The sequence below is a fragment of the Cryobacterium luteum genome (assembly GCF_900110125.1).
Lineage (GTDB): Bacteria > Actinomycetota > Actinomycetes > Actinomycetales > Microbacteriaceae > Cryobacterium > Cryobacterium luteum.
This window is the reverse complement of record NZ_FOCN01000001.1, coordinates 220,382-237,359: the sequence shown is the minus strand read 5'-3', so window position 1 is coordinate 237,359 and position 16,978 is coordinate 220,382. Positions and strand designations below refer to the sequence as shown.

The 16,978-nt window shown below is 67.0% G+C and carries 17 protein-coding genes, 1 pseudogene and 2 riboswitches; of the genes and pseudogenes, 10 read left to right on the top strand and 8 right to left on the bottom strand.

Annotated elements, in window-relative coordinates; genetic code table 11:
- Positions 1-312: 312 nt before the first annotated feature.
- From BMW72_RS01110 to thiD, 5 genes and pseudogenes are all read left to right on the top strand, one after another.
- Positions 313-801: a histidine kinase gene (locus BMW72_RS01110; protein ID WP_092106399.1), complete on the top strand. Its 489-nt coding sequence runs from the start codon at positions 313-315 to the stop codon at positions 799-801.
- Between the two features lie 75 nt (positions 802-876).
- Positions 877-1,734: a DUF4097 family beta strand repeat-containing protein gene (locus BMW72_RS01105; RefSeq protein WP_092106397.1), complete on the top strand. Its 858-nt coding sequence runs from the start codon at positions 877-879 to the stop codon at positions 1,732-1,734.
- A 66-nt stretch (positions 1,735-1,800) separates the two neighbouring features.
- Entirely contained in the window at positions 1,801-2,763 is a 963-nt protein-coding gene (locus tag BMW72_RS01100; protein WP_092106395.1) for an ATP-binding cassette domain-containing protein, read from the top strand.
- On the top strand, positions 2,760-3,596 hold the full coding sequence (locus BMW72_RS01095; protein WP_092106393.1) for an ABC transporter permease: 837 nt from the start codon (positions 2,760-2,762) through the stop codon (positions 3,594-3,596). The genes BMW72_RS01100 and BMW72_RS01095 overlap by 4 nt, the downstream gene beginning before the upstream one ends.
- 63 nt (positions 3,597-3,659) lie before the next feature.
- A riboswitch (TPP riboswitch) is annotated at positions 3,660-3,759 on the top strand.
- Positions 3,742-4,587 (top strand): annotated as a pseudogene (thiD, locus tag BMW72_RS01090) (bifunctional hydroxymethylpyrimidine kinase/phosphomethylpyrimidine kinase); the annotation flags it as partial. (Overlaps the previous riboswitch by 18 nt.)
- Positions 4,588-4,640: 53 nt before the next feature.
- Here thiD and thiE read toward each other — a convergent pair.
- A complete protein-coding gene (thiE, locus tag BMW72_RS01085; protein ID WP_092106389.1) occupies positions 4,641-5,285 on the bottom strand; it encodes a thiamine phosphate synthase in 645 nt (214 codons plus the stop codon).
- 74 nt (positions 5,286-5,359) lie between these two features.
- Positions 5,360-5,459, top strand: a riboswitch (TPP riboswitch).
- A 36-nt stretch (positions 5,460-5,495) separates the two neighbouring features.
- Here thiE and thiO point away from each other — a divergent pair.
- From thiO to moeB, 4 genes are read left to right on the top strand one after another with little or no spacing between them, the layout of a single operon-like run.
- Complete coding sequence (thiO, locus tag BMW72_RS01080) at positions 5,496-6,731, top strand: glycine oxidase ThiO (RefSeq protein WP_092106387.1); 1,236 nt, start codon at positions 5,496-5,498, stop codon at positions 6,729-6,731.
- On the top strand, positions 6,728-6,970 hold the full coding sequence (gene thiS / locus BMW72_RS01075; RefSeq protein ID WP_166787764.1) for a sulfur carrier protein ThiS: 243 nt from the start codon (positions 6,728-6,730) through the stop codon (positions 6,968-6,970). The genes thiO and thiS overlap by 4 nt, the downstream gene beginning before the upstream one ends.
- 26 nt (positions 6,971-6,996) lie before the next feature.
- Positions 6,997-7,752, top strand: a complete 756-nt coding sequence (locus tag BMW72_RS01070; protein ID WP_092106385.1) for a thiazole synthase — start codon at positions 6,997-6,999, stop codon at positions 7,750-7,752.
- 5 nt (positions 7,753-7,757) lie between these two features.
- Entirely contained in the window at positions 7,758-8,918 is a 1,161-nt protein-coding gene (gene moeB / locus BMW72_RS01065) for a molybdopterin-synthase adenylyltransferase MoeB (protein WP_092106383.1), read from the top strand.
- 83 nt (positions 8,919-9,001) lie between these two features.
- Here moeB and BMW72_RS01060 read toward each other — a convergent pair whose 3' ends face one another.
- From BMW72_RS01060 to BMW72_RS01045, 4 genes are all read right to left on the bottom strand, one after another.
- Entirely contained in the window at positions 9,002-10,438 is a 1,437-nt protein-coding gene (locus tag BMW72_RS01060; protein ID WP_092106381.1) for an amidase, read from the bottom strand.
- Between the two features lie 2 nt (positions 10,439-10,440).
- A complete protein-coding gene (locus BMW72_RS01055) occupies positions 10,441-11,703 on the bottom strand; it encodes a M20 family metallo-hydrolase (protein ID WP_092106379.1) in 1,263 nt (420 codons plus the stop codon).
- 48 nt (positions 11,704-11,751) lie between these two features.
- Positions 11,752-13,083, bottom strand: a complete 1,332-nt coding sequence (locus BMW72_RS01050) for an MFS transporter (protein ID WP_092106377.1) — start codon at positions 13,081-13,083, stop codon at positions 11,752-11,754.
- A gap of 292 nt (positions 13,084-13,375) precedes the next feature.
- Complete coding sequence (locus tag BMW72_RS01045) at positions 13,376-14,290, bottom strand: LysR family transcriptional regulator (protein WP_092106376.1); 915 nt, start codon at positions 14,288-14,290, stop codon at positions 13,376-13,378.
- Between the two features lie 212 nt (positions 14,291-14,502).
- Between BMW72_RS01045 and BMW72_RS18590 the strand changes: the two genes are divergently transcribed.
- Positions 14,503-14,667: a hypothetical protein gene (locus BMW72_RS18590; RefSeq protein WP_166787763.1), complete on the top strand. Its 165-nt coding sequence runs from the start codon at positions 14,503-14,505 to the stop codon at positions 14,665-14,667.
- Positions 14,668-14,774: 107 nt separating this feature from the next.
- Here BMW72_RS18590 and BMW72_RS01040 read toward each other — a convergent pair whose 3' ends face one another.
- From BMW72_RS01040 to BMW72_RS01030, 3 genes are read right to left on the bottom strand one after another with little or no spacing between them, the layout of a single operon-like run.
- Positions 14,775-15,077: a putative quinol monooxygenase gene (locus BMW72_RS01040; RefSeq protein WP_092106374.1), complete on the bottom strand. Its 303-nt coding sequence runs from the start codon at positions 15,075-15,077 to the stop codon at positions 14,775-14,777.
- Positions 15,074-15,874, bottom strand: a complete 801-nt coding sequence (locus tag BMW72_RS01035) for an ATP-binding cassette domain-containing protein (RefSeq protein ID WP_092106372.1) — start codon at positions 15,872-15,874, stop codon at positions 15,074-15,076. The genes BMW72_RS01040 and BMW72_RS01035 overlap by 4 nt, the downstream gene beginning before the upstream one ends.
- A complete protein-coding gene (locus tag BMW72_RS01030; protein WP_241983969.1) occupies positions 15,871-16,917 on the bottom strand; it encodes an ABC transporter permease in 1,047 nt (348 codons plus the stop codon). Before BMW72_RS01030 ends, BMW72_RS01035 begins: the two co-directional genes overlap by 4 nt.
- Positions 16,918-16,978 lie beyond the last annotated feature (61 nt).

Genomic DNA, 16,978 nt, shown 5'->3' with positions numbered 1-16,978 from the left:
GCTGCGACGCGCACAGTGCCCGCGGGCACGGCGGCGTCACGATCACCCTCAAGCTGAAAGAGATGAAAAGCCGGATCCAGCCAGTCCGCCGCCTATTGTTGCTCAGCGACCCGGCACTGGTTGAATCCATGCACCAACCCGACAGAGGCTCCGCGCGCTGCTCCGGGCCCTCGGCGCTACGGAATTCGCCACGATCGCGACCACGCTACAGCTGAGCGAGGGGGCACTCGGCGTTCGACGCGGTAAAGACTGCTACCAAACATGACACCATTGTGACTTGACGTGACACCACGGTGGTGTCACTATGGTGACATGGAACTCGGACAGTATGTCAACGACCTGCAGCGCCACCTCGCGGATGCCGCCGACAATGGCACCGCAGGCACGCGCGTCGTCGCGGAGCGCCTCGCCGCCGGACTCGACGCGGCGACCCGGCTCGTGCTGCTCGATGCGCTGTCCGCTGCGGCCGCCGAGATCACCCGAGACCTCGCCCCCGGATCGGTTGACGTGCGGCTGCGCGGACGCGAGATCGAGTTTGTGGTGACCCAGCCGAGTGCGGAGGCCGACAGTGACGAGCGAGGCCCGGCATCCGTTGACCTTGACGAAACGAGTACCTCGCGCACGACCCTGCGTCTGCCGGACGCCCTCAAAGCGCGGGTCGACGACGCGGCCGCCGCGGACGGCCTGTCGGTGAACAGCTGGCTGGTGCGTGCAATCGCTGCAGCCCTGCAACCCAGGCAACGACGATCCGCGCAGCGCACCCTGCGCACCGGTGACAACTTCACAGGCTGGGCGCGCTAGAGCGCCAGGCCGCCGCAAAACCAACCCGCGCACCCGCGTAGGTTGCACAACCACGCCCGGAAAGGCAGCGTCAGCATGCCCACATTCACCACCCCCACGCCCATCGACCTCGCCGTCAATCTGCAGGTCGGTGCCATCGAAATCGTTGCCGGTGACCGCGGCGAAACGGTGGTGACCGTGTGGCCGACCAACCCGACGAAGGCGGTCGACCTGCGCGGCGCGGAGGAGACCCGGGTGGACTTCGACGGTGCACGCCTGGTGATTGTGGGGCCGAAACCCCGCATCAGCTGGTTCGGCCCCACCGAATCGGTCGACGTGAAGATCGAGCTGCCGGCCGGATCGCGACTCACCGCCGAGCTCGCTGTCGGCGACCTGCGTTCGGTCGGCACCCTCGGCGCCACCCGGATCAAGTGTTCGATGGGGCCGGTAGATATCGATAGCACCGGCGACCTGTGGCTGCGCGCCTCCCACGGCAACGCAACCATCAAAACGATTCGGGGCGCAGCCGAGATCACCGCCGATCACGGCCAGATCCGGGTTGGAACGGTCACCGGCGACGCGCTTCTCAAAGCATCGCACGGCAGCATCACGGTCGGCGAGTGCGGAGGCGATCTCGACGCGAAGCTCTCTTATGGCGACCTTGAGATCTCCAAAGCGCTCGCATCCGTCTCGGCCAGGACCGCCTACGGCAGCATTCAGCTGCGCGACGTGTCGACCGGTTCCGTGCAGGTTGAAAGCGGCTTCGGTCAGGTCACAATCGGCGTGAAGCCCGGCGTTCCCGCCTGGCTTGACCTGTCGTCGAAAGAGGGCCATGTGCGCAACGAACTCGCCGGCGACAGCGCGCCCGCCGCCTCCGAACAGACCATCGCCGTGCGTGCCCGCACGCAGTACGGCAACATCACCATCCAGCGAGCCCGCGCGGTCGAGCGCTGAGAACCAGCGATTCGGCGAAGCTGCGTCGAGGAAGCTATCGAGGATAAAACAGAAAGGAACGACACCATGCATACCCCAGCGATCGACGTGCACGGACTGCGCAAATGCTACGGCGACCAGATCGTGCTCGACAACGTCGATCTCACCGTGCACGCGGGCACCGTGACCGCGCTGCTCGGCCCGAACGGAGCAGGCAAGACCACGACCGTGCACATTCTCTCGACCCTGCTGCGGCCCGATGGCGGGACGGCGTTCGTGAACGGATGCGACGTCATGCGCGACCAGGCCGGCGTGCGCGCCCAGATCGGTCTCACCGGGCAATTCTCCGCGGTCGACAGCCTGCTCACCGGCGAGGAGAACCTCAGGCTGATGGCGCGTCTGCGCCACCTCGGATCGAAACGCTCGAAGGCACGGGTGGTCGAACTGCTCGATCAGTTCGACCTCGTCGACGCCGCCCGCAAACCGCTGGCCACCTACTCCGGCGGCATGCAGCGCCGCCTCGACCTTGCCATGACCCTGGTGCAGGCACCGAGCGTGATCTTTCTCGATGAACCCACCGCCGGCCTCGACCCGCGCAGCCGCCGCACGCTGTGGGACATCGTGCGGGGCCTCGTGGCGGAGGGCGCGACCGTGCTGTTGACCACCCAGTACCTCGACGAGGCCGACCAACTCGCTGACCGCATCGCGGTACTCGACGGGGGCCGCATCGTCGCCGAGGGCACGCCGAACGAACTCAAACGCCTCGTGCCGGGCGGTCACCTTCGGCTGCGCTTCGCGGACGCTGCCGCGTTGGATACCGCCGCCCGCCTGCTTGACGAGTGCACCCGCGACGCCGTCGATCTCGCCCTCACCGTACCGAGTGACGGTGGAATCGGGGCGCTGCGCTCCGTGCTGGACCGCCTCGATACAGCTCACATCGAGGTCGCCGACCTCAGCACCCACACCCCGGACCTCGATGACGTCTTCCTCGCCCTCACCGGCACGAAGACTCCGGCCGGCCCGGTCGACGCGAAGGGAATGACGTCATGACCACCGTTTCTGCGCGGGTGAAGCCGGCCGCGGGCATCCGGCGGCCGTCGCACGTCATCGCCGACTCGCTCACCATGCTGCACCGCAACCTGCTGCACATGGTGCGCTACCCGGGACTGTCGGTGTTCACCATCGTGGGGCCGGTGGTGATTCTGCTGCTGTTCGTATTCGTGTTCGGCGGCACGCTCGGGGCCGGGCTGCCCGGCGTGAACGCGACCGGCGGGCGTGCAGCCTATCTCGCCTACGTGGTGCCGGGCATCCTGTTGATCACGATCGCCGGTACGGCCGGCGGCACCGCGACCACAGTCTCGATGGACATGACGACGGGGGTGACCGCACGGTTTCGCACCATGGCCATCTCGCGCGCCGCGGTGCTCGCCGGGCACGTGCTCGGCAACGCCATCCAGGCCTTGATCGCGGTCGCGCTCGTACTCGGCGTTGGCCTGCTGATCGGGTTTCGTCCCACGGCTTCACCGCTCGAGTGGATGGCCGCAGCCGGCCTGCTCGCACTCGTCGCCTATGCGATCAGCTGGCTCGGGGTGGCCATGGGCATGCAGGCCAAGTCGGTCGAAACGGCGAGCAACCTGCCGCTGATCCTGACACTGTTGCCGCTGCTCGGCAGCGGCTTCGTGCCGACGGAGTCGATGCCGGCCGGGTTGGCCTGGTTCGCGCTGTACCAGCCGTTCACTCCGTTCATCGAGACGATCCGCGGGCTGCTGCTCGGCACCCCGCTCGGCACCAACCCCGTGTTCGCACTGGGCTGGTGCGTCGTGATCGCGTTCCTCGGGTACTCCTGGTCGCGGGTGATCTACGAACGTAAGTCGGTGCGCTGAGTTCACGCCGTTCGGGAAACGGTCGGGCGCTCGGCCGCCTGTGCTGCTGCCGCGTATAGGCTGGCCCGTGACACGGGGTGCTCCACACAGTGTGCGAGCTGAGATCAAAACCCGTTGAACCTGTCTAGTTAGTACTAGCGAAGGAATGTCACGAATGATCGATCGTCGCCACCCTCTCACGCTGCGGCAGACGCCCAGGATTCTCAGTATTGCCGGCACCGATCCCACCGGCGGCGCCGGAATTCAGGCCGACCTGAAAAGCATCGCGGCCAACGGCGGCTACGGAATGGCGGTCGTGACTGCCCTGGTCGCGCAGAATACGCGCGGGGTGCGCGCGGTGCACACCCCGCCGGTCCATTTTCTCCGGCAGCAATTGACCGCGGTGAGCGACGACGTGACCATCGACGCCGTCAAGATCGGCATGCTCGCGAATTTCGCGGTGATCACCGAGGTGGGTTCCTGGCTGGAGGAGTGTCGGCCGCCGCTGGTCGTGCTCGACCCGGTGATGGTGGCGACCAGCGGTGACCGGCTGCTCGACGCCTCAGCGGAGCAGGCACTGCGCGACCTGATTCCGCACGCAGACCTCGTCACGCCCAACGTTCCCGAGCTGGCCGTCCTGCTCAATGAGCCAGCGGCGATCGACTGGACCGAGGCTCTCGAACAGGGCGAACGGCTGTCGGCCCGCACCGGAACCACCGTGCTGGTCAAGGGCGGGCACTTCACCGGAACAGCCTGCCCCGATGCTCTGGTAAACACCCACGGGCTGCTCACGCACAAGGTGCTCGAGTTCACGGCGCCGCGCATCGAGACCAGGAATAGTCACGGCACCGGGTGTTCCCTGTCGGCGGCGATGGCGACCGTGCAGGCTCGAAGGGGGAACTGGGCGCAGTCCCTCGCCGAGGTCAAGGACTGGCTCCAGGATGCCCTGGCCCACGCTGACGAGCTCGAGGTCGGCCGGGGAAACGGTCCGATCCACCACTTTCATCGGCTGTTCGCGCGCGCAGGCGCCTCCTCCAGTCCGGGTGCACGGGCCTGACCGTTCGATTAGTCGAGCGGGGGCAGGCTGGCCAGAAGCCGCTGCGCGGCATCCGTCGGGTCGTCGGCGTCGGTGATCGCCCGCACCACGACCACCCGAGTGGCGCCGGCCTCGACCACCTGGTCGATGGTGCCGAGGTCGATACCGCCGATGGCAAACCACGGGCGCGGGCTGGCAGCGGATGCGCTCTGCTCGGCCGCGTAGCCCAGCAACTCGGTTCCGACCGCGGCGCGACCGGGCTTGGTCGGCGTGGCCCAGACCGGGCCGACGCAGAAGTAATCGAGATTGTCGGCGGCGAGCGCGGCATCCACTTGCTCGGGGGTGTGCGTGGACAGGCCGATCCGCGGGGCCGGGCCGAGCAAAGTGCGGGCCGAGGCGAGCGGCAGGTCGGTCTGCCCGACGTGGAACACCGGAGCGCCGGCGAGACCGGCGATATCCGCCCGGTCGTTGACGGCCCAGAGCCGGGCCCGTTGCTCGGCGACCGTGCGCAGAATTTCGAGATAGTCGAGCTCTTCGGCGGCATCGATGGTCTTGTCGCGCAGTTGGATGATGTCGACCCCGCCGGCGAACGCGGCGTGCACGAAGTCAGCGAAATCACCCCGATCCTTACGCGCATCGGTGCAGAGATACAGCCGGGCGGTCATCTGGTCCATTTGTCCAACATTAGGTGGCTGCTGCCCGGCCTCGGGCGCCGCAGCGGGCTCGAGGCGTGAGCGCGTATAGGCTGGGCCCTGACACGGGGTGCTCCATATTGTGTGCGAGCTGAGATCGATACCCGCTGAACCTGTCTAGTTAGCACTAGCGAAGGAATGTCCGCATGATCGATAGCACTCGCCACCCGTCCCCACTCTGCGAAGCGCGCCATGAGTGAGCGGCGGGCCCATCGCAGCGTCGACGTTGCCGTCATCGGTGGCGGCATCATCGGTCTCGGCATCGCCTGGGCCGTGGCGCAGACCGGCCGCACGGCGGTCGTCATCGACCCGGATCCGGCCGGAGGTGCCACCTTCGCGGCCGCCGGAATGCTCGCGGCAGTGAGCGAACTGCATTACCAGGAGGAGGCGCTCCTCGAGCTCATGCTCGCCTCCTCGGCGCTGTATCCCGCCTTCATCGAATCGCTCGGAACCGCGTCGGACCTCACCGGGTACCAGAGAACCAGAACCATCAACGTCGGTGCCGAAGCGGCCGATCGGCAAGCGCTCGCCGACCTTCGCGGCGTACAACTGGTCAACGGGCTGGGCGTTGAGCCCCTGACCGTTCGCGAAGCACGTGAGCTCGAGCCGCTGCTGAGTCCGCGCATTTCCGGTGCCTTCCTGGTGGGCCAGGATCATCAGGTTGACCCGCGCCAGCTCACCGCGCGCATCCAGCTCGCGTTGGTCGGGCTCGTCAGAGACGGCCAGCCAGCCGTGCTTCGCGTGCGTGCCCGTGGGCTCCTGCACGACGTTGCAGCGGATGCCTCCTCGCGCGTCACCGGCGTGGCCCTGGTTGATGGCTCAACGGTCAGCGCGACCGAAGTGGTCGTGGCCAACGGGCTCGGGGCGGCCGACCTGAGCGGGCTGCCCGAGCACCTGCGCCTGCCGCTGCGCCCGGTCTATGGTGAGGTCCTTCGGCTGCGTGTTCCCGAGCACCTTCGGCCGTTGCTCACCTGCACGGTGCGCGGCCTGGTGCACGGCGTGCCGGTCTATCTGGTCCCCCGCACCGACGGAACGCTCGTGATCGGAGCCACCCAGCGTGAAGACGGCTCGAGCGCGGTGTCGGCCGGTGGCGTTCACCAACTGCTGCGGGACGCCCAGGAGCTGGTGCCGGCGGTCAGCGAACTCGAACTGCTCGAGGTGACCGCTCGGGCGCGGCCGGGAACGCCCGACAATGCGCCGCTGCTCGGTCGGGTCAGCCGTTCCGGAGCCGACAGTGGCGATATTCCCGGCCTCATCATCGCCACCGGATTCTTTCGCCACGGGGTGCTGCTCACCCCGATGGCTGCCCAGCACTGTGTTGACCTCATCGAGGGGAACGCCACGGATCGGTGGCGGAGCTTTCGGCCGGATCGTTTCTCGGCGAGCCGGGTTCTCGCATCCGCTTCGCTCAACGGAGGCCACTCGTGACCGTCACCATCACCGTCAACGGCCAGAGCCGAACCGTGCGGGCCGGTGGCAGCGTGACCGACCTCGTAGCCCAGATCACCGATCGCCCCATTGACGCAGAGGGCCGGGCCGACGACGGGGGCCGTCTCGGCGTGGCCGTCGCGCGGAATGCCGCGGTCGTTCCCCGCAGCCAGTGGTCGTGCACCCGGTTTGCCGCCGGCGATGAAGTTGAAATCGTTTCTGCGGTTCAGGGAGGTTGATCGTGCCCACACACACTGACAGTCTGATGATTGACGGCGTCGAGTTCACCTCGCGCCTGATCATGGGTACCGGGGGCGCGCCGAGCGTGCACGGCCTCGGCGAGGCGCTGCGTGCCTCCGGAACCGAACTCACGACCGTCGCGATGCGGCGCCACAGTGTGGCGAGCTCCGAGTCGCTCTTCGAGCTGCTGCTGCAGCATTCCATTCGCGTGCTGCCGAACACCGCCGGCTGTTTCACGGCGCGCGAGGCCGTGCTGACCGCCGAGCTGGCCAGGGAGGCCCTCGAGACCCACTGGATCAAGCTCGAAGTCATCGCCGATGAGCTGACCCTGCTGCCCGACGCGGTCGAACTGGTGGAGGCCACCGAACAGCTCGTCGCGCGGGGCTTCAAGGTCTTCGCCTACACAAATGACGACCCCGTGCTCGCCCTGCGGCTCGAACATCTTGGCGCCGTGGCCGTGATGCCGCTGGGGGCGCCGATCGGCACCGGGCTCGGCATTCTCAACCGGCACAATATCGAGCTGATCGTGGCCCGCGCCGGCATCCCCGTGGTGCTCGACGCCGGCATCGGCACCGCCTCCGACGCCGCCCTCGCCATGGAATTGGGCTGTGACGCCGTGCTGCTGGCCACCGCGGTCACCCGCGCGCAAAACCCGGCGCTCATGGCCGACGCCTTCAAACACGCCGTGATCGCGGGCCGGCGCGCGTCGCTGGCCGGCCGCATCCCGCGGCGCGACCTCGCCCTGGCGTCGTCACCCGTGATCGGACGGCCCGACCTGTGAAGCGGATGCCGGCGCTCGCGCCGCTCGTCGAACCGGGCGAGCCGCTCACCACGGCCGAACGGGAGCGGTACTCCCGCCACATTCTCCTACCCGAAATCGGCCTGCTCGGCCAGCGCCGGCTGAAGAATGCGCGCGTACTCGTGATCGGAGCTGGCGGTCTCGGTTCGCCGGTGCTGCTCTACCTCGCCGCCGCCGGTGTGGGCACCATCGGCATCGTCGACCATGACACGGTCGACCTGAGCAACCTGCAACGCCAGGTCATCCACGGCGTCGCCGATTTGGGCCGGTCGAAACTGCAATCCGCCGCCGCGGCGGTCGCCGAGCTCAACCCACTCGTCACCGTGCACCAGCACGACGTCTGGCTGTCAGCGGCCAACGCGCTCGAACTGTTCGCCCGGTACGACCTCATCCTCGACGGCGCCGACACCTTCGCCACCCGCTATCTGGTCAGCGATGCCGCAGCGCTGCTCGGCAAGCCCTGCGTCTGGGGCTCCATCCTGCGCTTCGACGGGCAGGTCAGTGTCTTCTGGAATCGGCACGGTCCCACCTACCGCGACCTGTATCCGGAAGCGCCGACGGCCGGGACGGTACCCGGGTGCGGCGAGGGCGGAGTGTTCGGAATGCTGTGCGGAACGATCGGTTCCACGATGGTCGCCGAAGCCGTCAAACTCATCACCGGGGTGGGACGTACCCTGCTCGGCCGGGTCGTGCTGTTCAACGCGCTCGACGCCTCGTGGCGCGAAATCACGATTGCGCCCGACCCCGCTACCGAGCCGTTCACCGAACTGATCGACTACGACCTGTTCTGCGGCACGCCCCCGGCGTCGCCTCAGGGGGACCAGTCCATCTCCGTGCACCAGCTCGCCGCCATGCTCGATGCGCGCTCACGCGGCGAGCTCGACTTCGATCTCGTCGACGTTCGTGAACCAGAGGAATATGCGATCGTGCACATTGCCGGATCGCTGCTGGTACCCAAGGGCGGCATCCTCTCGGGGCAGGCCCGCCTCGCCCGCGACCGCGACATTATCGTGCACTGCAAGGCCGGCCCCCGCGCCGCAGCCGTACTGGCCGAGCTGCAGCGCCGGGGGTACGCGCAGGTGCGCCAGGTTGAGGGCGGAATCGTGGCCTGGACCAGGGAAATCGAGCCCGCGCTGCCAACCTATTGAGTGAGCCGCAGCTCGCGGCACGTGTTTGAGAACGTGGCACTGGTTTGAACGCAGGCCGTCATCTCAAACAAAGGCCACGAGGGTCAGTCGCCGATCAGGGCGTAGCGGTGGGCCCAGGGGCGCAGCATCTCGACGGCGGCACCGACCCGAAAGACCGTGTCGTCATCAAAGGGATGCCCGACAATCTGCACTCCGGTCGGGATACCGCAGTCGGCCATGCCGCTCGGAACCGCCAGCACCGGGCAGCGGTTCGCGATGTTGAAGGGCACGGTCATGTGCGCCTGCCAATAGTGGTCGAGGTGCTCGCCGCCGGTCCTGATGCCGTTCAGATAGTGATCGTCGGCGGTCAGCGACGCCACCGCCGAGGTCGGGCAGATCAGGGCGTCGAACCCGCTCATCACAGCGGCGAGTTGGCCCTGCAGGCGGGTTTCGGCGCTGAGCCCGTCGAGAAAACGGGTGCCGGCGGTCGCAGCGCGGGCATCGGCCATGAACTGCACCGTATACGCGGCGAGCCCGCTCTCGGCGCCGCGGGTCTCGTCCTCCATGGCGGGCCCGAGAATATGACCGAAGTGGGTGAACGACACCCGGTGCATCTCGGCCGTGGTCCACGGCAGTTCGACCTCCTCGACGATCGCCCCGGCGCTCTGCAGCGCCGCAGCGACCGCGCGGGTGTTCGCCTCCACGTCGGCATCGACGAGGTAGTCGCCGAGTCGTATGCACAGGGCGATGCGGAGGCCGCGCGCCGAGGCCCACGCCCCGGACAGCGGTGCGGTGTCGGCGAGCGAGGTATGGTCGCCGGGGTGCCGGCCGGCCATCACGTTGGCGAGCAGGGCGGCATCCGCTACCGTGCGGGCCATCGGGCCGTCGCCGCGATAGTGGTCGGCGGCGAGCGGCGCTACACCCGGGATGCGGCCGTACGGTGCCTTGAACCCGACGGTTCCGGTGAAGGCCGCCGGCAGACGGGTCGATCCGGCAATGTCCGAGCCGGTGGCGAGCGGCGTAAAACCCGCCGCGAGGGCAGCGCCGGAACCGCCCGAGGAGCCGCCGGGGGAGAGTGCCAGGTTGAACGGATTGCGGGTGACGCCCCAGAGCGGCGAGTGGGTCACCGTGGCACAGCAGAATTCGGGCGTCGTGGTGCGGGCGTGCACGATGCCGCCGGCCGAGCGGATGCGGCTGATCACCGGATGATCGGCGTTCGCCACCACCGCGCGCTGGGCCACGAGCCCGTTGCTGAGCACGTGCCCGGCGAGGGAATGCTTCTCCTTCGCCGCGACCGGCAGACCGAGCAGTGGGGCGAGAGCGCCGCCGGCCCGGTACTGTTGCTCGGCGTTGCGGGCCGACTCTCGTGCCGCATCGACCAACTGCTCGGTGAGCGCGTTGACCCGCGGGTTGACCGCGTCGATGCGCTGAAGGACCGACTCGAGCAGCTCGATTGGCGACAGGTCGCGCGCCCGAAACAGGTTGAGCGCCTCGGTTGCGCCGAGGTAGTGCAGGTCGGTCGCCGTGGTCGTGCCCGACACCGTTACGCCCGGACCGTCGACGCCAGTGCGGGGGCCGTGGCCGAGTCGACCAGGGCGCCGTTGACCAGATCGGTAGTGACCTCGGTGAGCAGCGCGAGCCCGGCAACCATGTCGGTATCCGTGGTGAATTCGCGTTCGCAGTGCGAGACGCCGTCGACGCTCGGAATGAACAACATGATCGAGGGCACGATGGTGTTCATCGCTACCGAGTCGTGGCCGGCCATCGTCTGGATGCGGCGGGTGGAGAGCCCGGCCCGCACGGCGGCTGCCTCGGCCAGCTGCAGGCCGTTCTCCGGAAAATACCGGATCGGACGAACATCGAAATCGGTCACAGTGATCTGGATGTCGTGTTCGACGGCGAGAGCAGCGATTTTCTCGAGCAGGGTCGCGCGGGCCGTCTGCACGATCTGTGGGTCGCCGCTGCGCAGATCGGCGACCAGGCGCACCCGGCGGGCGACGACGATAGGGGAGTTGGGTTCGAGGGTCAGCTGCCCGACCGAGGACACGATGGCCTCGTCGGCGAAGTCGGTAGTGACTTCGCGCACCATGAGGATGATCTTCGCGGCAGCGACGAGGGCGTCGTGGCGATCGGCCATGGCGGTCGCCCCGGTGTGCGACTGCTCGCCGAGCACCTCGATGTCGAGCTTCTGGGTGTACCAGCTGCGGTCGACGACGCCGATCGCGATCTCTTCGCGCTCCAAAATGCGACCCTGTTCAATGTGGATCTCGGCGTAGCTCACGGTGACCGGGCGCGGGTCGGTGCCGAGGTAGCCGATCTCGGCGAGGGCGGCGCGAGCGGTCACCCCGGCCAGGTCCGTCACGTCGAGCATCTTCTCCTGATCGAACAGGCCGGCGAACACGCTGCTGCCCATGACGCTCGGTGCGAACCGGCCGCCCTCTTCGTTGAACCAGTTCACGACGGCGAGGTTGAACGACGGCGCCGTGCCGCTCGCTCGCATCAGCTCGTCGACGTTGCGGGCCGCGAGCACGCCGTAGGCACCGTCGAATCGTCCGCCGAGCGGCTGGCTGTCGAGGTGCGAACCAACGAGCACGTAGGGTGCGCCGGGGGTCCACTCGATCAGCCCGAACATGTTGCCGATGCCGTCAACGTGCAGGGTGTAGCCGGCGTCGGTGATCCACTTTGAGAACCACGCGCGGCTTTGCGCGTCTTCGGCGGTGGCGGCCTGGCGGTCGACGCCCTGTCGGGGTGTGGCACCGATGGTGGCGACGTGGTGGAAGTCCGTGAGAAAATCAGCGGATGACATGTGTGCTCCTTTAATACAGCGAGTGATGCGCGAACGGATGCTGAGGTGTCAGCCCAGGCGCCCCCGCGTTTCCGGCACCTTGGTGAGGGTCACGAGCAGGAACACGATCACGGCTGCTCCGGCCATGTAGAAGCCGGGGGCGAAGGCGACCCCCGAGCTGGCGACGAGGGCCGTGCCGACGAGCGGTGCCGTACCGCCGAAGATGGCGTAACCGAGGTTGTAGCTCACGGCGGCGCTCGTGAAACGGGTTCTGGTCGTGAAGATCTCGACGAATAAGGTGTAGCAGCCGCCGCCGTAAATGCACAGCGGAATCACGAACAGCATCTGGCCGAGCAGGGCGAGGGGCAGGCTGCCGCTCGTGACGAGCATGAAGCTCGGGATGGCGACAATTGCGATCGCGGCCGACCCGGCGATGAGCATGGGCTTGCGCCCAACCCGGTCGCCGATGCGCCCGCCGATCGGCAGCAGCACGGCGTACAGGGCGAGGGCTGCCGCATTGGCCAGCAGGGACTGTTCGCGGCTGAGGTTACCGGTGGTCTGTACGTAGGCCACGAAGTAGGCCGAGAGAAAGTAGAAGCCCATCGCGGTGAGGCCCATGACGAAGATGACCTGCACCATGCGCAGTTTGTTCTCTCGGAAGGATTCCCTGACCGGGCTGAACTCCTTCGTCCTGGTGGCCTGGGCGTCGGTGAACGATTTACTCTCGCTGGTCTTGCTGCGAATCCACACCCCGAACAGGGCCAGGGGCAGGGCGAGCAGGAACGGCAGTCGCCAGCCCCAGGCGGTGAACGACTCGTCGGACATGCTCTGGCTGAGGATGAGAATCATCGTGCCGGCGAACACCGACGGCAGGGCGGTGGCCGCGATGGTGATGTTCAGCCAGAGTCCGCGGCGGTTGATCGGTGCGTGTTCGAACACGAACGAGGGTGCGCCGACCGATTCGCCGCCGGCCGAAAAGCCCTGCACGAGCCGTAACAGCAGCAACAGCAGGGGAGCCCAGACACCGATCTGGTCGAAGGTCGGCAGCAACCCCATGCACGCGGTCGCGGTACCGATGGCGAGCAGGGTGATGGCCAGCACCTTGCGACGCCCGATCTTGTCGCCGAGCGCGCCGAAGAACAGGCCGCCAAGCGGACGAATGACGAAGGCGACGCCGAAAGTCGCGAAGGTGGCCAACAGGGCCAGGATCGGGTCCGAGCTGGGAAAAAATAGCTGGGAGAAGATCACGGCCGTGAGGCCGTACAGGGTGAAATCGTAGAACTCGATGAACTGGCCGATGCTGCCGCCGAGCAGCACGCGCTTCTGCAGGCCGGTGATTTTCTGCGGCGGAGCGGTCTCGGCTGGCGGACTGATCGGGGCGGTGGCTTCGGTCGTGGTCATGAGATCCACCGTACGATCGCGATGATTCCGGCGGTCGCCGCTGCGTTTCTGGCCGGTGAACTCTGCGGGGGCCGTATGTCGGTCATATTGCGGGGCATCCGCTGGTGTGTAACCGGGGCGACACATTAATTGTCTGCTCGAACACTGATCCTCCTTGATCACAGCGGTCCCGATCCCGGTCGCAGACGAGCCGCGCCGGGAGTGTGCGACCGATTGTGGTCAAGCTTGCGCGCGTCGAAAGACCCTTGTCCAATTGATTCTCATGGCCGACCGCATCGGTTTTGGTGATGGGTTATGGCCGGGTCGCGCCATACAGCCGGCGGCAGATCTCGTCGAAGGCCAGGGCGCGTCGGGTGGGCAGGGTGCTCTCGAGCCGCACGAGCATCACCTCGCTCGGCGGAAATTCGTCGGTCAACCGCAGCGGCACCACCCGGCCACCGGAGTAGGGCACATCGTTGTAGACCCGCTGGTTGAGCAGCGCATAACCGTGGCCCTGGGCCACGAAGGAGCGCACTGTTTCATAGCCGGCGAACCGGTGACGCACGTTGGGCGCCACCCCGGCGAGCGCGAACAGGCTCTCGTAATATTCCCGGCTGTGCGGCAGATCGAGCAGAATGAGCGGTTCGCCGGCCAGGTCTTTCAGGGCGATCTCCTGGCCGGGCGTGTTCGCGGCTCGGTGTCCTTCGGGAACGATGACGTGCGGCGGAACCCGCTCGAGCACCTGGCTCGAGAATCCACTGCCGAGGCCGTGGCCATACATGAGGGCGAGGTCACAGCGTCCCTCGCGCAGCGCGGTCTGCAGGGAGGCGAGGTCGGCTTCGAGAAAGGTCACGTCGACTCCGGGATGGGTGGCCTCGAATGCCTTGAGAATGGCCGGCAGTCGAAAAGAGGCCAGCGGGGAGAACACGCCGACGGTCAGCTCGCCGGTCAGGGTCTCGGCGGCACCGTAGGCCGACTCGAACAGGGAATCAGCGTGGTCGAGAAAGCCCTTCAGGTCGAGCGCGAACCGGCGACCGGTCGGCGTGAGTTTGAGCCCGGTCGAGGGGTTACGTAGAAACAGCTGGGCGCCGAGGGTGCGCTCCAACTCCGCCATCGCGGTGGAGACGGCGGACTGGCTCACCAACAGCCGAGCCGCCGCCTGCGTCATGCTCTCCAGTTCGGCCACGACGGCGAAATACCGCAACTGGGTGAGGGTGAAGTGTCGCATCGGGCTCCAGGTCGGGTAGCAGGCGGGAACGCGAGCACTCCGCCCGAGCGAATGGATCGCTCAATCGTAACGCCCGGCATCCGTACGGAGGCGAATGAGCAGCCACCGCGACACGCAAGCGGATGCCCTGCGGCATCCGCTTGCGACCCTCGATTGGGGGGTACTATCGCTGCAATCGGGATCTTCCCGCGCATGACATGAAAGGTCGGACTATGAATCCGTTACTCATCATTGTGGCCGTTGTTGCGGTGGTGCTGCTCATTACCGGAGGGCTGGTGCAGTCGCTTCAATTTCTGCTCTGGGTCGGTATCGTGCTCGCGATCATCGCGGTGATCATGTTCCTGATGCGGTCGATGTCAGGACGCAAGAGCGTCTAACGCTGCAGGGCCGCAGAGCAGCCGGCACAAGGAGAATGGACTCCTCGTGCCGGCTGTTTCTGTACCCGTGAACTGCTGTACCGGACCCCGCCTGGTCGGGGCCCGGCTCAGATCAGGGGGGCCAGAAAAGTGAGCGTCGAACCGTCGCCCTCGACGAGTGGTGCGAGTGCCAGGTTGAACGCTGCACCGTAGGCGGCGGCGCGGTGGGCGTCGAACGCGGCAGGGTCGCGGTACTCCTCATAGACAAAGAAGGCCGCCGGGTCGCTGCCGAGCCGGTGCGGGTCGAAGCGAATGCAGCCTGCCTCCTGGCGCACGTGAATCGTGAGGCCCTGCAGCAGGCGGGAAACTTCCTTCTCGTGCCCGGGAAGCGCCGTGAACTCGGCGTACAGGGCGATCACCGGCCCGGTCATGCTTTGCGTGCCCCGGTCATGATCGCGACCGCGTCGGTCATGCTGTGCGACTGCGGGGTGATCGTGGTCGCACACTTGCCCAGCCGTTGAATATGGATGCGGTCGGCGACCTCGAACACGTGCGGCATGTTGTGGCTGATCAGGATGACCGGGATGCCGCGGTCGCGCAGATTTTTCACGAGCTGCAGCACCTGGTTCGACTCGCGCACACCGAGAGCTGCGGTGGGTTCGTCGAGCACGACGACCTTCGACCCGAATGCGGCCGCGCGGGCCACAGCCACGGCCTGGCGCTGCCCGCCGGAGAGGTTCTCCACCGGCACCGTGACGTCCTGCAGGGTGGTGATGCCAAGATCGGCGAGTTGTTGGCGTGCCTTCTTGCGCATGCCCTTCTTGTCGACCATGCGAAAGACCGAGCCGAGAATGCCCTTTCGGCGTTCCTCGCGGCCGAGAAACAGGTTGCTGGCCACGTCCCGGGCCGGCGACACCGCGAGGGTCTGGTACACGGTTTCGATACCCGCCAGGTGGGCGTCCTGCGGCCTCTTGAAGTGCACCGGCCTACCGTCGAGCAGAATCTCGCCCTCGTCGGCGAGCTCCGCTCCGGTCAGGCATTTGATGAGCGTGGATTTGCCGGCGCCGTTGTCCCCGATGATGGCCAGGACTTCTCCCGGGTAGAGGCTGAGGCTCACCCCGTCGAGGCCCACGACTCGCCCGTACGTTTTCACGAGGTTTTTCGCCTGCAGGATGGGCTGGCGAGTTTCTGCGGCCGGCGTGGCGGCGGCATCCGCTGTGAGGGTCATTTGCGTACCTTTCGAATCCACTGGTCGACCGAGACGGCCACGATGATGAGCACGCCGACTGCGAAGGTTTGCCACAGCACGTCGAGGCCGGCCAGGGAAAGACCGTTGCGGAAGACGCCGACGATGAGGGCGCCGAGCAGGGTTCCCCAGACCGTGCCGCGGCCACCGAACAGGCTGGTTCCGCCGATGACGACGGCGGTGATCGAGTCGAGGTTGAGTTCACCGCTGGCGTTGGGGGAGGCAGCATTGCTGCGGCCGATCTGAATCCAGGCGCCGATGGCAAGAATCGCGCCTGCAGCGAGGTAAACGCTCATGAGCACCCGGTTGACCCGGATTCCGGCGAGGCGGGCGGCCTCCTTATCGTCGCCGACCGCGTAAACGTGGCGACCCCAGGAGGTGTTGTTCAGAATGAAGGCGATCGCGAAGTAGAGCACGAGCATCATGAGCACACCGGTGGTGAAATTGACACCGCCGATGTTGAAGGTCGTGCCGGACCAGGTCAGCAAATCGGGCATCTCGCCGCCGCGCACCGTGGCGCCGGCGGTGTAGAGCAGGGTGAGGGCCAGAAAGATGTTGAGGGTACCCAGGGTGACGATGAACGGGGGGAGCCGCAGCTTGGTCACCAGGAATCCGTTGAAGGCTCCAGCGGCGAGGCCGACCAGGAGACCGAGCAGCAGACCGAGAATGGCGGGCATGCCGGTCTCGATGGTGATCTGGGCGGTGACCATCATGGCGAGCACCATCACCGCGCCAACCGAGAGGTCGATGCCGGCCGTGAGGATGATGAGGGTCTGGGCTATGGCCAGGGTGCCGACCACGGCCACCTGCTGGGTGATCAGCGACAGGTTGGCCGGGTTGAGAAACCGCTCGTTGAGCAGGCCGAAAACGATGATGGCCAGGATCAGCACGATGGCCGGACTGAGCGCCGGGTAACGATGCATGACGTTGCGCAGGCGGCTGAGCGGTGTAGTGCGGTCGAGGAATTCCTCGGCCAGATCATGCGGCCCGGTGGTTGCCGGTACCTGTTGGGTGGACTGACTCACGAGCGACCTCCAGTGGTCGAGGGTAGGAGCAGGAATGCGCGGGATGCCCGTGAGCCGGGCA